General features: G+C 56.1%; 15 protein-coding genes. 12 read left to right on the top strand and 3 right to left on the bottom strand.

The genetic code is table 11. The features are described 5' to 3' along the window. From folE2 to zigA, 3 genes are read left to right on the top strand one after another with little or no spacing between them, the layout of a single operon-like run. Positions 1 to 930 carry a GTP cyclohydrolase FolE2 gene (gene folE2, locus NHG65_RS14195; protein ID WP_207976550.1) on the top strand — a complete coding sequence of 310 codons (930 nt, stop codon included), beginning with the start codon at positions 1 to 3 and terminating at the stop codon, positions 928 to 930. After that, positions 920 to 1,480, top strand: a complete 561-nt coding sequence (locus NHG65_RS14190) for an LbetaH domain-containing protein (RefSeq protein WP_207976552.1) — start codon at positions 920 to 922, stop codon at positions 1,478 to 1,480. Before folE2 ends, NHG65_RS14190 begins: the two co-directional genes overlap by 11 nt. A gap of 12 nt (positions 1,481 to 1,492) precedes the next feature. Beyond that, on the top strand, positions 1,493 to 2,680 hold the full coding sequence (zigA, locus tag NHG65_RS14185) for a zinc metallochaperone GTPase ZigA (protein WP_219016376.1): 1,188 nt from the start codon (positions 1,493 to 1,495) through the stop codon (positions 2,678 to 2,680). A gap of 193 nt (positions 2,681 to 2,873) precedes the next feature. On the opposite strand, the gene pspF is transcribed toward zigA, so the two are convergent. Then, positions 2,874 to 3,881, bottom strand: coding sequence for a phage shock protein operon transcriptional activator (gene pspF / locus NHG65_RS14180; protein ID WP_099062890.1), 1,008 nt, complete (start codon positions 3,879 to 3,881; stop codon positions 2,874 to 2,876). 184 nt (positions 3,882 to 4,065) lie between these two features. Between pspF and pspA the strand changes: the two genes are divergently transcribed. The 7 genes from pspA to tyrR all read left to right on the top strand — a co-directional run bounded on the left by pspA (position 4,066) and on the right by tyrR (position 10,075). Then, the gene (gene pspA / locus NHG65_RS14175) at positions 4,066 to 4,731 is read left to right on the top strand and encodes a phage shock protein PspA (protein WP_207976558.1); all 666 of its coding nucleotides are present in this window, start codon (positions 4,066 to 4,068) and stop codon (positions 4,729 to 4,731) included. Between the two features lie 58 nt (positions 4,732 to 4,789). Further along, positions 4,790 to 5,017 carry an envelope stress response membrane protein PspB gene (pspB, locus tag NHG65_RS14170; protein WP_012145351.1) on the top strand — a complete coding sequence of 76 codons (228 nt, stop codon included), beginning with the start codon at positions 4,790 to 4,792 and terminating at the stop codon, positions 5,015 to 5,017. Beyond that, entirely contained in the window at positions 5,017 to 5,376 is a 360-nt protein-coding gene (gene pspC / locus NHG65_RS14165) for an envelope stress response membrane protein PspC (protein ID WP_099062891.1), read from the top strand. The genes pspB and pspC overlap by 1 nt, the downstream gene beginning before the upstream one ends. Before the next feature lie 95 nt (positions 5,377 to 5,471). Next, entirely contained in the window at positions 5,472 to 5,738 is a 267-nt protein-coding gene (pspD, locus tag NHG65_RS14160; RefSeq protein WP_207976560.1) for a phage shock protein PspD, read from the top strand. Then, the gene (locus NHG65_RS14155) at positions 5,719 to 7,116 is read left to right on the top strand and encodes a YcjX family GTP-binding protein (RefSeq protein WP_207976562.1); all 1,398 of its coding nucleotides are present in this window, start codon (positions 5,719 to 5,721) and stop codon (positions 7,114 to 7,116) included. Before pspD ends, NHG65_RS14155 begins: the two co-directional genes overlap by 20 nt. Further along, positions 7,113 to 8,174 carry a YcjF family protein gene (locus NHG65_RS14150; RefSeq protein WP_207976564.1) on the top strand — a complete coding sequence of 354 codons (1,062 nt, stop codon included), beginning with the start codon at positions 7,113 to 7,115 and terminating at the stop codon, positions 8,172 to 8,174. Before NHG65_RS14155 ends, NHG65_RS14150 begins: the two co-directional genes overlap by 4 nt. Before the next feature lie 329 nt (positions 8,175 to 8,503). After that, complete coding sequence (gene tyrR, locus NHG65_RS14145; protein ID WP_099062895.1) at positions 8,504 to 10,075, top strand: transcriptional regulator TyrR; 1,572 nt, start codon at positions 8,504 to 8,506, stop codon at positions 10,073 to 10,075. A 71-nt stretch (positions 10,076 to 10,146) separates the two neighbouring features. Here the strand turns inward: tyrR and tpx are convergent, their stop codons facing one another. Further along, a complete protein-coding gene (tpx, locus tag NHG65_RS14140) occupies positions 10,147 to 10,650 on the bottom strand; it encodes a thiol peroxidase (protein WP_099062896.1) in 504 nt (167 codons plus the stop codon). Positions 10,651 to 10,873: 223 nt separating this feature from the next. Here tpx and ycjG point away from each other — a divergent pair, with 223 nt between their 5' ends. Then, positions 10,874 to 11,845: an L-Ala-D/L-Glu epimerase gene (gene ycjG / locus NHG65_RS14135; protein ID WP_499182325.1), complete on the top strand. Its 972-nt coding sequence runs from the start codon at positions 10,874 to 10,876 to the stop codon at positions 11,843 to 11,845. Between the two features lie 5 nt (positions 11,846 to 11,850). Here ycjG and mpaA read toward each other — a convergent pair whose 3' ends face one another. Then, a complete protein-coding gene (gene mpaA, locus NHG65_RS14130; RefSeq protein WP_099062898.1) occupies positions 11,851 to 12,558 on the bottom strand; it encodes a murein tripeptide amidase MpaA in 708 nt (235 codons plus the stop codon). 207 nt (positions 12,559 to 12,765) lie between these two features. On the opposite strand from mpaA, the gene NHG65_RS14125 reads away from it, so the two are divergent. Then, positions 12,766 to 13,716: an NADP-dependent oxidoreductase gene (locus NHG65_RS14125; protein WP_499182324.1), complete on the top strand. Its 951-nt coding sequence runs from the start codon at positions 12,766 to 12,768 to the stop codon at positions 13,714 to 13,716. Positions 13,717 to 13,740 lie beyond the last annotated feature (24 nt).

Raw genomic sequence — 13,740 nt, 5'->3', positions numbered from 1 at the left:
ATGAACATGGTTGCACTTCCACCACGCCAACCGCTGCCGGATGCGCAGGCCTGGCAGGGCGCAATGAGCGAGGTTGGGCTCGATTGGGTAGGGATGCAAGGGATCGCTCTGCCGCTGGAATTGGCAGGCAAGCCGCTGATGGCAAAGGTCAATGCCGGGATCAATCTGCGAGCCAGTCGCCAGGGTGCGCGCGGGATACATATGTCGCGCCTCTACCTGGCGTTGGATGAATTAACCCAGGGCGAACTGACGCCGCAGCGTATTAGCGATCAACTGCAGGCCTTTCTGGCGTCGCAGCCGGAGAACAGCGACCGCGCCAACCTCAGTATCAGCGGCGAACTGCTGTTGTCGCGCCCGGCGTTGTTGTCGCCACAGCGTGGCTGGAAAGCTTATCCACTGAAAATTGACGCCATGCTGACCAGCGAACTGACCCTGTCCCTGACGGTTGGTGTGCCTTATTCCTCCACCTGTCCGAGTTCGGCGGCGCTTAGCCGTCAACTGGCGCAGCAGCAATTTCAGTTTGATTTCGAACAGTCACCCGAGAAAGTCGATCAACAGCAGGTGATTGACTGGCTGGGCGAACAGGGTATGCCTGCCACGCCGCACAGCCAACGCAGTTGGGCCTGGGTGACGGTCACGCTGAATGAGGACGAAGTCGCCTTGCCGGTGGTCAATTTAATCGATCGCATCGAGCATGCGTTGGGCACACCGCTACAGACGTTGGTGAAACGTCAGGACGAGCAGGCATTTGCCCTGGCTAACGGCCAGAACCTGATGTTTTGTGAGGATGCCGCACGCCGCCTGTATCGGATGTTACGCAGTCAGTGCAATCAGCGCGCGTTTTCGTTGCGGGTGGAGCATCAGGAAAGCCTGCACGCCCACAATGCCGTGGCGGAATTGAGCTGGCAGGAACCGGGAAATGCTGCGTAAAAACCCCAGTGGCCACCTGCCTCAGGTCTCGCCGAAAGCCTATATCGATCCCACCGCCATTATCTGTGGCCGGGTGATTGTCGAAGACTTTGTCTACGTTGGGCCGTACGCGGTGATCCGCGCGGATGAACTGAATTCAGCCGGGGACTTGGAGCCGATCATTATCGGTTCCCACTCCAATATTCAGGACGGCGTGGTGATCCACTCGAAAAGCGGTGCGGCGGTCACCATCGGGCGCTTCAGCTCTATCGCCCATCGCGCCATCGTCCATGGCCCGTGTCGCATTGAAGATCGGGTGTTTATCGGCTTCAACAGCGTGCTGTTCAATTGTCATATCGGTTCCGGCTGTGTGGTGCGCTACAACGCGGTGGTGGACGGTGTGACGCTGCCGGAAAACCTGTATATCCCGTCAACCGAACGCGTCGGCGCTGACAGCGATCTGTCGCTTTACGCGCAGGTCGATCGCGGCGCGCTGCAATTTTCTGAAGAGGTGGCCGCCACCAACATCGAACTGGTGCGCGGCTACCAGGCATTACGCAATGAGTTTTGAGTGAGGACTGCCATGAATCCATTACCCGTAACCGTGCTTTCCGGCTTTCTCGGCGCCGGTAAAACCACGGTGCTGAACCATATTTTGAATAATCGCCAGGGCATGCGCGTGGCGGTGATCGTCAACGACATGAGCGAAGTCAACATTGACGCCGCGCTGGTCGAGAACGAAGTCCAGCTCGATCGCCAACAGGAAAAGCTGGTGGAGATGAGTAATGGCTGCATTTGCTGCACGCTGCGTGAAGATCTGCTGATCTCGGTACGCGAACTGGCGCAGGCCGGCCGGTTTGATTATCTGCTGATCGAGTCCAGCGGCATCTCCGAACCCTTACCGGTAGCGGAGACCTTCACTTTTGAGGACGAGCAGGGGGAAAGCCTATCGCACTTCGCCCGCCTGGATACCCTGGTCACGGTAGTGGACGGGGTTAACTTTATCCAGCAGTACCAGCAGGCGCAGTCGCTGCAGGACGCGGGGCAAAGCCTGGGCGAGGATGATTTACGCAGCGTGGCCGATCTGTTGATCGAGCAGATTGAGTTCTGCGACGTGATGCTGGTGAGTAAAACCGACTTGCTGACTGCGGAACAGCAGGGCGAAGTGATGGCGCTGCTCGCCAGCCTGAATCCGGATGCCAATATTATCGCCATCTCCCCCGGTAAATTGCCACTGGAGGCGGTGTTGAACACCGGCAGCTTCAGCTTTGACAAAGCGCAGCAGGCACCGGGTTGGCTGAAAGAGCTGCGTGGCGAGCACCTGCCGGAAACGGAAAACTACGGCATCAGCAGTTTTGTCTATCAGGCGCGGCGACCCTTTGCACCGGATAAATTCTATCGGGTGATCAATGGCGACTGGGGCGGTGGCAAGCTGCTGCGATCCAAAGGCTTCTATTGGTTGGCAACTCGTCCGCGTCAGGCTGGCCAGTGGAGCCAGGCCGGTGGCATCGCCCACTATGGGCTGGCGGGGACTTTCTGGCGTGCCATTGCGCAAGATAACTGGCCGCAGGATGAAGAGACTCAGGCGCAGATTAGGGAAAAATGGGTCGAGCCTTTTGGTGATATGCGTCAGGAACTGGTGTTTATCGGTCAAAATCTGCAGCAGGCCGAAATAACGCGTTTGCTGGATGCCTGCCTGCTGAACGACGAGGAAATGGCCGCGGGGGTGGACTATTGGCATGAGATGGCCGATCCCTTCCCTGAGTGGTAATTGCACAATGACAGTGTGGTAATGAGAAAAATTCTCAACAAAGTGCTTTACAGGTGATACTGAGAACTATTATCATCACCTGGCAGTTCACGGAAGGCCACAGCTTGTGGCTCTGCTGTGAAAGGCACGACATTGCTCACATTGCTTCCAGTGTTTTTTAAGCCAGCTCGGGTGCTGGCTTTTTTTTTGCCTGTTATTCTTCTTCTACCTCGCCATTTTGCAACAATGCGTGCTTTTTCAGCATGCCGCGCAACTGGTGATAGGTCAGCCCCAGCAGCTCCGCCGCCTTACGCTGATTAAATCTTCCCTGTTGCAGCGCCGCTTCAATCAGCGATTTTTCCTGCGCCAACTGCCAGGTTTTCAAATCCAGCGGCAGTGTGGGACGTTCATCACCCGTCTCGCGTTGGGTGGGCAATGGCAGGGTTTCCCGTTGGGCGAACGGATTGATGATGATTTCATCCAACGCGCTGTCACTGGTACCGTGCCGATATACCGAACGTTCCACCACGTTTTTCAGTTCACGCACGTTGCCCGGCCAGTGATAACCGAGAAGGGTGTCTCTGGCGCGTTCGGTAAAGCCGGGGAACAGCGACAGCGACAGCTCGCGGCACATCTGAATCGCAAAGTGTTCGGCCAGTAACATGATGTCTTGCTGCCGCTGGCGCAGCGGCGGCAACTGCACCACGTCGAATGCCAGACGGTCGAGCAAGTCGGCGCGGAATTTACCCGCCGCCGCCAGTGCAGGCAGGTCGTCATTGGTAGCGCACACCAGCCGGACATCAACCTGCAGCGGCTGGCTACCGCCAACGCGTTCCAGGTGACCGTATTCAATTACCCGCAGCAGTTTTTCCTGTACCAGCATTGGGGCGGTGGCCAGCTCATCGAGAAACAAAGTGCCGCCGTCGGCACGTTCAAAGCGACCAAGATGACGTTTCTGTGCGCCGGTAAAGGCACCGGCCTCGTGGCCGAACAGTTCGGAGTCCAGCAGGTTTTCATTCAGCGCTGCGCAGTTAAGCGAGATAAACGGCCCCTGCCAACGGTTGGAAAGGTAATGCAAACGGTGGGCAATCAGTTCTTTACCGGTACCGCGCTCGCCGATCACCAACACCGGTTTGTTCAACTTTGCCAGTTGCGAGACTTGCTCCAATACTTCGACAAAGGCATTTGCTTCGCCCAGCAGGTTTTCTAACTGTTCGCTCATGATGAAATTCGCCAATGTTTGGTGAAAATAATCACTCTACAGTAAGTCCGCAGAGAGTCAAAAACAAATAATTGTTGTTATTCAATGAAATAAAAGTTGGCACGAGTTTTGATTAAGTCTTAGGGAAATCTGTATGACCTAACGCGGCGCTTCAGACGCCATCAGAACCAAGAGGAAGTGAATTATGGGTATTTTTTCTCGTTTTGCCGACATCGTGAACGCCAACATCAATACGTTGCTGGATAAGGCGGAAGATCCACAAAAGCTGGTCCGTTTGATGATCCAGGAGATGGAAGACACGTTGGTTGAAGTGCGTTCTACCTCAGCGCGTGCGCTGGCGGAGAAAAAACAGTTGCTGCGCCGCATTGAGCAGGGTGAAAACCAGCTTAGCGATTGGCAGGACAAAGCCGAACTGGCGCTGCGCAAAGAGAAAGAAGATCTGGCCCGTGCGGCCCTGATCGAAAAACAAAAAGTGGCCGACCTGATCTCTACGTTGACCCATGAAGTGTCTACCGTAGAAGAAACGCTGGCGCGCATGAAAAGCGAAATCGGCGAGCTGGAAAGCAAGCTGACCGAAACCCGCGCTCGCCAGCAGGCGCTGACATTACGTCACCAGGCGGCATCATCTTCTCGCGACGTGCGCCGTCAGCTCGACAGCGGCAAACTGGATGAGGCGATGGCACGTTTCGAGCAGTTCGAACGCCGCATCGACCATATGGAAGCCGAGGCGGAAAGCGTCATCATCGGTAAAAAGAAGTCTCTGGATCAAGAATTTGCCGAGCTGAAAGCCGACGATGCCATCAGTGAGCAGCTGGCGGCGCTGAAAGCGAAAATGAACCGCTCTGAGTAAGGCGACAGCGGCCACGGTGATGTGGCCGCTCACCAAGACGCATTAAGAAGGAAAAGAAATGAGTGCTCTATTACTTGCCATTCCGTTGACAATCTTTGTGTTGTTTGTCGCACCGATCTGGCTTTGGCTGCATTACAGCAATCGGCAACAAAACGGCATTCAACTGAGCCATCAGGAAATGCAGCGTCTGGCGCAGTTGGCGGAAGATGCCAAGCGCATGCGTGAACGCATTCAGGCGCTGGAAGAGATCCTTGATGCAGAACACCCGAACTGGAGACAGTCTTGATGAACAACACTCTGGGCAGTAAAAAGCTTTATCGCGTCCCTGAAGAAGGCATGCTGAAGGGCGTCTGCGCCGGTCTGGCCCATTATTTTGACGTGCCGGTGCGCCTGATCCGAGTGATTGTGGTGCTGTCGATGTTCTTCGGACTGTTCTTCTTCACCCTGATCGCCTATTTCGCCCTGGTGTTCGTGCTGGATGAAGCGCCAGCCAGCCGTTTTGACGGCGAACAGCAAAAAACACCGCGCCAGTTGCTCGACCAATTAGAGTACGAGCTGGGCAGTGGCGAACAGCAACTGCGGCAGGTTGAGCGTTATGTCACGTCGGATACCTTCGGCGTACAGAGTCGTTTCCGCAAGTTATAACCCCGCCTTGAGTGCAATGGCCTGCGCGTGGCGCAGGTCAGGCATTGCAGCTGACATCATCCTTTTGAACAAAATTGTGCCGGAGGGCATTGATAATGAAAAAAACCTATGCCGTAAACACCGTTAAATCCGGTGGATTTAAACAAGGAGCCGGTACAATGTTGAAGACATTGTCTAAAGTCATCATCATAGCGTTACTGAATTACGGCCCGGCAGGGGCGGCCGGTTGGCTGCTGCGTACCGTGGGTCGCAAACCGATTCGCTTTGTCCTGGCGCTGGTGCTGGAACCGCTGTTCCGCAAAGGCCTGAACAAGGTATTTGGGCGTTATGCCAAGGAGAACAATGAAACGACTGCAAAATGAGTTAACGTCGCTGGTCAACCGCGGGATGGATCGTCACCTGCGCCTGGCGGTGACCGGCCTGAGCCGCAGCGGTAAAACCGCTTTTATCACCGCTTTCGTCAATCAATTGCTGCACGTTCACAGCGGTGCGCGTATGCCGCTGTTCTCGCCGGTGCGTGAAGAACGTCTGCTGGGCGTGAAGCGCATTCCGCAACGCGATCTCGGCATTCAGCGTTTTACCTATGATGAGGGGCTGGCACAGCTTTATGGCACTCCGCCGAGCTGGCCAACCCCGACGCGTGGCGTCAGCGAAATTCGCCTGGCGTTGCGCTACCGTTCCAACGACTCACTGCTGCGTCACTTCAAAGACACTTCAACGCTGTATCTGGAGATTGTCGATTACCCTGGTGAATGGTTGTTGGACTTGCCGATGCTGGAACAGGACTATCTGGCCTGGTCGCGGCAAATGGCCGGTCTGCTGCAGGGCGATCGCGCCGAGTGGGCCAAGCCCTGGCTGGAGCTGTGTAAAAGCTGCGATCCGCTGGCCCCGGCCGATGAAAACAAGCTGGCGGCCATCGCCCAGGCCTATACCGATTACCTGCTGCGTTGCAAAAGTGAAGGGCTGCATTTTATTCAGCCGGGCCGCTTCGTGCTGCCGGGCGATCTGGCCGGTGCACCGGCATTACAGTTCTTCCCCTGGCCCAATGTCGACAGTCTCGGTGAATCCAGGCTGGCGCAGGCGGATAAACACAGCAATATCGGCATGCTGCGTGCGCGGTTCAACTATTACTGCCAGACCATCGTCAAAAACTTTTATAAAGAGCATTTCGTCCGCTTCGATCGTCAGATTGTGCTGGTGGATTGCCTGCAGCCGCTTAACAGTGGCCCGCAAGCGTTCAACGACATGCGGCTGGCGCTGACCCAACTGATGCAGAGTTTCCACTACGGTAAGCGCACGCTGTTCCGTCGGTTATTTTCGCCGACCATCGATAAACTGATGTTCGCCGCCACCAAGGCGGATCATATCACTGCCGATCAGCACGCCAATCTGGTGTCGTTGCTGCAACAACTGGTGCAGGAAGCGTGGCAGAACGCAGCGTTTGAGGGCATCAGCATGGACTGCGTCGGGCTGGCCTCGGTGCAGGCTACCGAAAGTGGCATTGTCGACCATCAGGGGCAGCGCATCCCGGCGTTGAAAGGCAACCGTCTGAACGACGGAGCGCCGCTGACCGTGTTCCCCGGCGAAGTGCCGGCGCGCTTACCGGGGCCGACGTTCTGGCAAAACCAGGGCTTCCATTTTGATCAGTTTCGCCCCCGCGCGATGAGTGTGGATAGCCCATTGCCGCATATCCGTCTGGATGCGGTGATGGAGTTTTTACTGGGAGATAAATTGCGATGAGCGAGCCGATAAAACCGCGTATCGATTTCGAACAGCCGCTGCAGCCACCGCAGGAGCCGGTGTTACGCGCCAATGTGGCCTTCGATGAACAGCAGGCGGAAAGTTTTTTCCCGGCGGCACCGGAACTGGAGCAGGAAGAGGAAGAAGGGCGCGCCGAAGGCATTATCAACGCGGCGCTGAAACCCAAACGCAGCCTGTGGCGCAAAATGGTCACCGCCGGGCTGACGTTGTTCGGCGTCAGTGTGGTGGCGCAGGGCGTGCAATGGGTACATACCGCCTGGGTGCAACAGGATTGGATTGCTATGGGCGGCGGTGTCGCGGGCGGTTTGATTGTCTTTGCCGGGGTGGGTTCGGTGGTGACCGAATGGCGTCGGCTGTATCGCTTGCGTCAACGGGCAGAAGAGCGAGATGTGGCACGCGAGCTGTTACACAGCCACGGATTGGGCAAAGGGCGTGAGTTTTGCGAGAAGCTGGCGCGCCAGGCCGGCCTCGATCAGGGACACCCGGCATTGCAACGCTGGCAGGCTTCGCTGCATGAAACTCAAAACGACCGTGAGGTCGTGGCGCTGTACGCCAAGCTGGTGCAGCCGGTATTGGATAATCAGGCGCGGCGTGAAATCAGCCGTTCAGCCGCAGAATCCACGTTAATGATCGCCGTCAGCCCGCTGGCGGTGGTGGATATGGCGTTTATCGCCTGGCGTAATATTCGGCTGATCAACCGCATCGCGGCGCTGTATGGTATCGAACTGGGTTACTTCAGCCGTTTGCGGTTGTTCCGCCTGGTGCTGCTGAATATTGCCTTTGCCGGTGCGTCCGAACTGGTACGCGAAGTGGGAATGGACTGGATGTCACAAGACCTGGCCGCCAGACTGTCCGCCCGAGCGGCGCAGGGTATTGGTGCCGGTTTGCTGACCGCCAGACTGGGTATCAAGGCGATGGAGCTGTGTCGTCCGCTGCCCTGGCTGGAGGGGGAAAAACCGAAGCTGGGTGATTTCCGCAGCCAACTGATTGGCCAACTGAAAGACACCCTGAAAAAGAGCGATAACAAAACCAAATAATCTGTCAGCGGCGCTCACCCAGGCGCCGCTGTTCATTCTTGCAGCAATCATTCCCCGCTAACACCAATACGTAACCCTCACTTGACGAAAGACGATCGCCCTGTAAATACATTATATTTATCTGCAATTTTATTGGTGGTTGTGATAACTCTCTACAGATAAGCTAAAATGACGCCGATGGTGTCATTCACTTGCGTTTAAAATCATCAACAACAGCGATAAATCAGAGTTCTGTCAACTTTTGCTGACAGATTGCTTCTACCGCTCGGGGTGAGAGAGTATCATCGTCATCAGTCATCCCCGCACCTGCAGAGATAAGGCCAATACTGATGCGTTTGGAAGTTTTTTGCGAAGACCGGCTCGGTCTGACTCGAGAGTTACTCGATCTTTTGGTATTGCGCAGCATAGATTTACGTGGCATCGAAATCGATCCTATCGGCCGCATTTACCTCAATTTTTCCCAGTTGGATTTTGACACCTTCCGCGCGCTGATGGTCGAGATCCGTCGCATTGCCGGCGTGACCGATGTACGCACCGTGAATTTCATGCCATCTGAACGCGAACACCGCGCACTGCGCGCGCTGTTGGAGTCGATGCCGGAACCGGTGTTCTCGATCGATATGAAGGGCAAAGTCGAACTGGCCAACCCGGCGGCGCAGGCGCTGTTCGGGTTCAGCGAAGACAAAATCCGTAACCAGACCGCCACCGCATTAATTGGCGGCTACAACTTCAACCGCTGGCTCGAGAGCGAGCAGACGACGCCGCAATCTGAACGGGTGGTGATCCGCAGTCAGGACTTCCTGATGGATATCACGCCAATCTACCTGGAAGATGAAAACCAGCAGAATGCCACCGTAGGCGCGGTAGTGATGCTGAAATCCACGGCCCGTATGGGACGCCAGTTACAGAATCTGTCGGTGAACGACGATACCGAGTTTGATCATATCGTTGCCGCCAGCCCGAAAATGCGCCATGTGCTGGAGCAGGCACGCAAGTTGGCAATGCTGGATGCGCCGCTGTTGATTGTCGGCGACACCGGTACCGGCAAAGATATTCTGGCCCGGGCCTGCCATTTGCGCAGCCCGCGTGGCAAGCAGCCGTTCCTGGCGCTGAACTGTGCCGCATTGCCGGATGACGTAGCGGAAAGTGAGCTGTTTGGCCATGCGCCTGGCGCCTATCCGAATGCGCTGGAAGGCAAGAAGGGCTTCTTCGAGCAGGCTCACGGTGGCTCGGTGCTGCTGGATGAGATCGGCGAGATGTCGCCGCGCATGCAGACCAAACTGCTGCGCTTTATTAACGATGGTACCTTCCGTCGTGTGGGTGAAGAACACGAAGTGCACGTGGACGTCCGGGTGATTTGCGCGACGCAGAAAAACCTGACCGAACTGGTACAGCGTGGTGAGTTCCGTGAGGATCTTTACTATCGCCTTAACGTGCTGACCATCACTATTCCGCCGCTGCGTGAGCGTCCGCAGGACATCATGCCGTTGACCGAGTTGTTTGTGGCGCGTTTTGCCGATGAGCAGGGTGTCGCGCGGCCGAAGTTGGCGAACGATCTGGGCAGTTTCCTCAGCAAATACGGCTGGCCGGGCAACGTGCGACAGTTGAAGAACGCGATTTACCGCGCGCTGACGCAAACTGAAGGGTTCGAACTGCGCCCGCAGGACATCGTACTGCCGGAGTTTGAAGTTGAAATGTCACTCGGCGATGAGGTTATGGATGGATCGCTTGACGATATCAGCAAGCGATTCGAACGCTCGGTGCTGACACGGCTGTACCGTACTTACCCAAGTACGCGAAAACTGGCGAAACGCCTGGGGGTTTCACATACCGCGATTGCCAATAAGTTGCGCGAATATGGCCTTAGCAGCCGTAAGCCTACCGGTGAAAACGAAGAATAAAAAAACGGGCGCCATAAGCGCCCGTTTCTACAGTTAACTCTCAGAGGCCGGCATTCGTCGGCCTCTTGGTATTACTTCAGGGCAGCCAGCGCCGCATCGTAGTTCGGCTCGTGGGTGATTTCATCCACCAGTTCGCTGTACAGCACGTTGTCCTGGCCATCCAGCACCACAACCGCACGCGCAGTCAGACCCGTTAGTGGGCCATCGGTGATCTCAACGCCGTAAGCCTGTTTGAATTCAGCACCACGCAGGGTGGACAGGGTTACCACGTTTTCCAGGCCTTCTGCACCGCAGAAGCGTGACTGTGCGAACGGCAGGTCAGCCGAGATGCACAGCACTACGGTGTTATCCAGGCCGCTGGCCAGTTGGTTGAATGTACGTACTGAGGTCGCGCAAACGCCGGTATCAATACTTGGGAAAATGTTCAGAACTTTGCGTTGACCGGCGAAGCTGCTCAGCGCTACGTCTGACAGGTCTTTGGCAACCAGCGAGAAGGCTTTGGCTTGTTCGCCAGCCTGGGGCAGGTGGCCTGCAACGCTAACCGGGTTGCCTTTAAAATGTACTGTCTGAGTCATTAGCTTGATTCCTTTTACAAGTGTTTATACAAAGGGCATGAGCCTAATAAAATGGCCTTTCGGCCGCCTTTAACATTAGGTTCACACCCTGGCATCAGTTTATGTCAACAATTGTGGGTTGGATATATATAGTTTGCTAAATAGTTGTATATATTAGAGTGTGTCCAAAAAATCACCCGCGTATTCGTCCGATATTATGCGTAATTTCCGCTCAGGAGCCGTTATGAGAAGCATGCGTTTTTATCCAGAAGCCTGGCCATTACATACAGCTTTTGTTATTGCCCGCGGCAGCCGTACCGAAGCCAAAGTGGTGGTGGTCGAAATTGAGCAACAGGGCGTACGGGGGGTCGGTGAATGCACGCCTTATCCGCGTTACGGTGAAAGTGAGGCTTCGGTGATGGAATTGCTGGCGGAAGTGGCAACGGTTGTCGAACAGGGTGTGACGCGTGAGCAACTGCAGCAGCTAATGCCGGCTGGTGCTGCTCGTAACGCCGTGGATTCCGCGTTGTGGGATTTGGAGTGTCAACTGAGTGGCCAGAGCCGTTGGCAGTGCAGCGGTGTTGCAGAACCGGAACGTATTTTGATGGCGCAAACGGTCAGCATCGGTTCGCCGGAAGCCATGGCTTTCGCCGCGCGTGAACTTGAACAGCAAGGGGCGCGGTTGCTGAAAATCAAACTGGACAATCATCTGATCAGTGAACGGCTGGTGGCGATCCGCGCGGCGGTGCCGGATACCACGTTAATTGTCGATGCCAATGAGTCCTGGCAGGCGGAAGGGCTGGCGGCTCGCTGCCAACTGTTGGCCGATCTGGGCGTGGCGATGCTGGAACAACCGCTGCCGGCGACGGATGACAGTGCACTGGAAAACTTTATCCACCCATTACCCATTTGCGCAGATGAAAGCTGCCATACCCGCGATGATTTTCCCAAGCTGGCCGGCCGCTATCAGATGGTCAATATCAAGCTGGATAAAACCGGCGGCCTGACGGAAGGACTGGCGCTGGCTGAGGCGGCGCGGGAACAGGGCTTCGCTATCATGCTTGGCTGCATGCTTTGCACTTCGCGGGCGATCAATGCCGCATTGCCGCTGGCACCGGGCGCGCGATTTGTCGATTTGGACGGCCCGACCTGGTTGGCGAATGACGTTGAACCGGGTCTGGCGTTTGAATGTGGGGCGATTAATCTCGCCCCGTAACCGGTTTAACCCGGGTAAGTCAGTAACTCTACCATGGCGTCCAGGTAGTTTTCGCTGGCGGCATCGGCCGAGATAGGGGGGAATTCCGCAGTAATGCAGGGCAGTGACAAATCAGCGCACCAACTGCCGAATGATCCCGGCGTTTCGTAACCGACGCTGGTGACCAGCGGCAAGGCAAATTTATGCGAAAGCCAAACGCCGAGCTGGGAACTGGCTGGGTCTTCAATACAGGCCAATGGCTCGTGGAACGACACCACCCAGTGCGGTTTCAACCGGTGGATCAAATGGCATAGCGCCTGGGTTTCCGGTTCGGAGCCGGGGCGACCGCCGGTCGAGAGTTTAACATCCCGAGCCTCCGCCGCGCTGTTCCAACGGTAAACCGTATCGCCGGAGCGCCAGTTGGCCGCCGGGAAGTTACGGTTCAGATCGACCCCGTTGGCATTGGCGCGCAGCCCGAGCTGGCAGCCGTCGGGATTGACCGCCAGTACTACATGGTGGCGCAACTGGTTTGGTGCGATGCTGCGCAATGCGCAGGACAGGGTAACGATAGCGGCGCTCTCATCACCGTGGGTGCCGGCAATAATCAGTCCGGTTTCCGGGCCACTGACGGCCGCCGGAAAATAAAGTAGCGGTGCGCCCAATAGTGAACTGCCGTAATTCTCTCCTGCAACGGCCAATTGGCCACGGTCACTGCGCGGTCGATGCTGGATCATGATGGTTCCCTGATTGAAAGGTCGAGAGTGATTATCATTTTATTCAGTGTATTACGCTTTCGCTTAACTTTCCCAGAGCAATTTCTCACCTGATAACAAAATTAATTGTCCTAAATTCTTGAACAGTGAGTCCGATTATTGATGGCTGGCAGACGATCTCCGGTTCGCTACACTGGCTCTATCGTGAACAAATAATTGGAGCTCATCATGAAAGCCATTGCAGTCAAACAGCTCGGTGCTACGCCAGAACAGGTAGAGATCGCCAAACCTTCGCTACAACCCGGACAGATACTGGTCAAAATGGCCGCTGCCGGGCTAAATCCGGTTGACTGGCGGATAGCCGACGGCATGTTGGAAGGAAAATTGCCGCATGTTTTTCCTTTGGTGATCGGCACTGACGGTGCTGGCGTGATTGAGGCCGTTGCTGATGATGTCACCGGATTCAGCGTCAATGAGCGGGTGGCCGGTAAGTTTATGTTCGGCATTGTTGGTGCCGGCAGTTACGCCGAGTATGCGGCGATTGATCAACATGCCGTGTTGGCAAGGGTGCCCGATGAGGTGAGTTTGACCAAGGCGGCGGCCATGCCGATTGCCGCCGGTACCGCGCTAAAACTGGTTGAAAAGCTGCAACTGACCACGGGCGCGACGTTGCTGGTGGTGGGGGCGACCGGGGGGGTTGGGCGTTTCGTTATTCAACTGGCCAAACGTCAGGGGCTGAAGGTGATCGCTACCGGCGGGGCTGATGCCGAGTCCGCATTGCGTGAGCTGGGGGCTGAGAAGGTGATTGATCATCACCGGGCACCCGTGCTGCAGCAGGTGCAGCAACAATATCCGCAGGGCATTGATGGCATGATCGATCTGGTCAGCAATGCCGAGGCTTTCAGCGCGTTGCTGGTCATCCTGCGCAAGGGCGGTGTGGCGCTGAGCACCATTTGGTCGGCAGTTCCGGAGCAGATGCAGCAACAGGGCCTGCGCGGCGGCAACCTTGAGGCCCAGATCAGCGCGGATGAGCTGGAGCAACTGTTGCAGAGCGTAGCGCGCGGAGAATTGCAGGTGCCGGTGGAACGCCTGGTATCGATTAAACAGGCACCGGAAATGCTGGCGCAAAGTAAGGCTGGCGGCTCACGCGGCAAAACCGTGCTGAATATTGATTGGTGAAGCTAATAAAACCACGCCAGCTAT

The sequence above is a fragment of the Serratia myotis genome (genome assembly GCF_027474885.1).
Classification (GTDB): domain Bacteria; phylum Pseudomonadota; class Gammaproteobacteria; order Enterobacterales; family Enterobacteriaceae; genus Serratia; species Serratia proteamaculans.
This window is presented reverse-complemented; position numbering and strand designations above follow the sequence as displayed.

Excerpts from the sequence above, each read along its gene's own strand:
- tpx (WP_099062896.1), bottom strand. The coding sequence starts at position 10,650 with ATGACTCAGACAGTACATTTTAAAGGCAACCCGGTTAGCGTTGCAGGC.
- pspF (WP_099062890.1), bottom strand. The coding sequence starts at position 3,881 with ATGAGCGAACAGTTAGAAAACCTGCTGGGCGAAGCAAATGCCTTTGTC.
- zigA (WP_219016376.1), top strand. The coding sequence starts at position 1,493 with ATGAATCCATTACCCGTAACCGTGCTTTCCGGCTTTCTCGGCGCCGGT.
- ycjG (WP_499182325.1), top strand. The coding sequence starts at position 10,874 with ATGAGAAGCATGCGTTTTTATCCAGAAGCCTGGCCATTACATACAGCT.
- mpaA (WP_099062898.1), bottom strand. The coding sequence starts at position 12,558 with ATGATCCAGCATCGACCGCGCAGTGACCGTGGCCAATTGGCCGTTGCA.
- pspB (WP_012145351.1), top strand. The coding sequence starts at position 4,790 with ATGAGTGCTCTATTACTTGCCATTCCGTTGACAATCTTTGTGTTGTTT.
- folE2 (WP_207976550.1), top strand. The coding sequence starts at position 1 with ATGAACATGGTTGCACTTCCACCACGCCAACCGCTGCCGGATGCGCAG.
- tyrR (WP_099062895.1), top strand. The coding sequence starts at position 8,504 with ATGCGTTTGGAAGTTTTTTGCGAAGACCGGCTCGGTCTGACTCGAGAG.
- NHG65_RS14190 (WP_207976552.1), top strand. The coding sequence starts at position 920 with ATGCTGCGTAAAAACCCCAGTGGCCACCTGCCTCAGGTCTCGCCGAAA.
- pspD (WP_207976560.1), top strand. The coding sequence starts at position 5,472 with ATGAAAAAAACCTATGCCGTAAACACCGTTAAATCCGGTGGATTTAAA.
- pspC (WP_099062891.1), top strand. The coding sequence starts at position 5,017 with ATGAACAACACTCTGGGCAGTAAAAAGCTTTATCGCGTCCCTGAAGAA.
- NHG65_RS14150 (WP_207976564.1), top strand. The coding sequence starts at position 7,113 with ATGAGCGAGCCGATAAAACCGCGTATCGATTTCGAACAGCCGCTGCAG.
- NHG65_RS14125 (WP_499182324.1), top strand. The coding sequence starts at position 12,766 with ATGAAAGCCATTGCAGTCAAACAGCTCGGTGCTACGCCAGAACAGGTA.
- NHG65_RS14155 (WP_207976562.1), top strand. The coding sequence starts at position 5,719 with ATGAAACGACTGCAAAATGAGTTAACGTCGCTGGTCAACCGCGGGATG.
- pspA (WP_207976558.1), top strand. The coding sequence starts at position 4,066 with ATGGGTATTTTTTCTCGTTTTGCCGACATCGTGAACGCCAACATCAAT.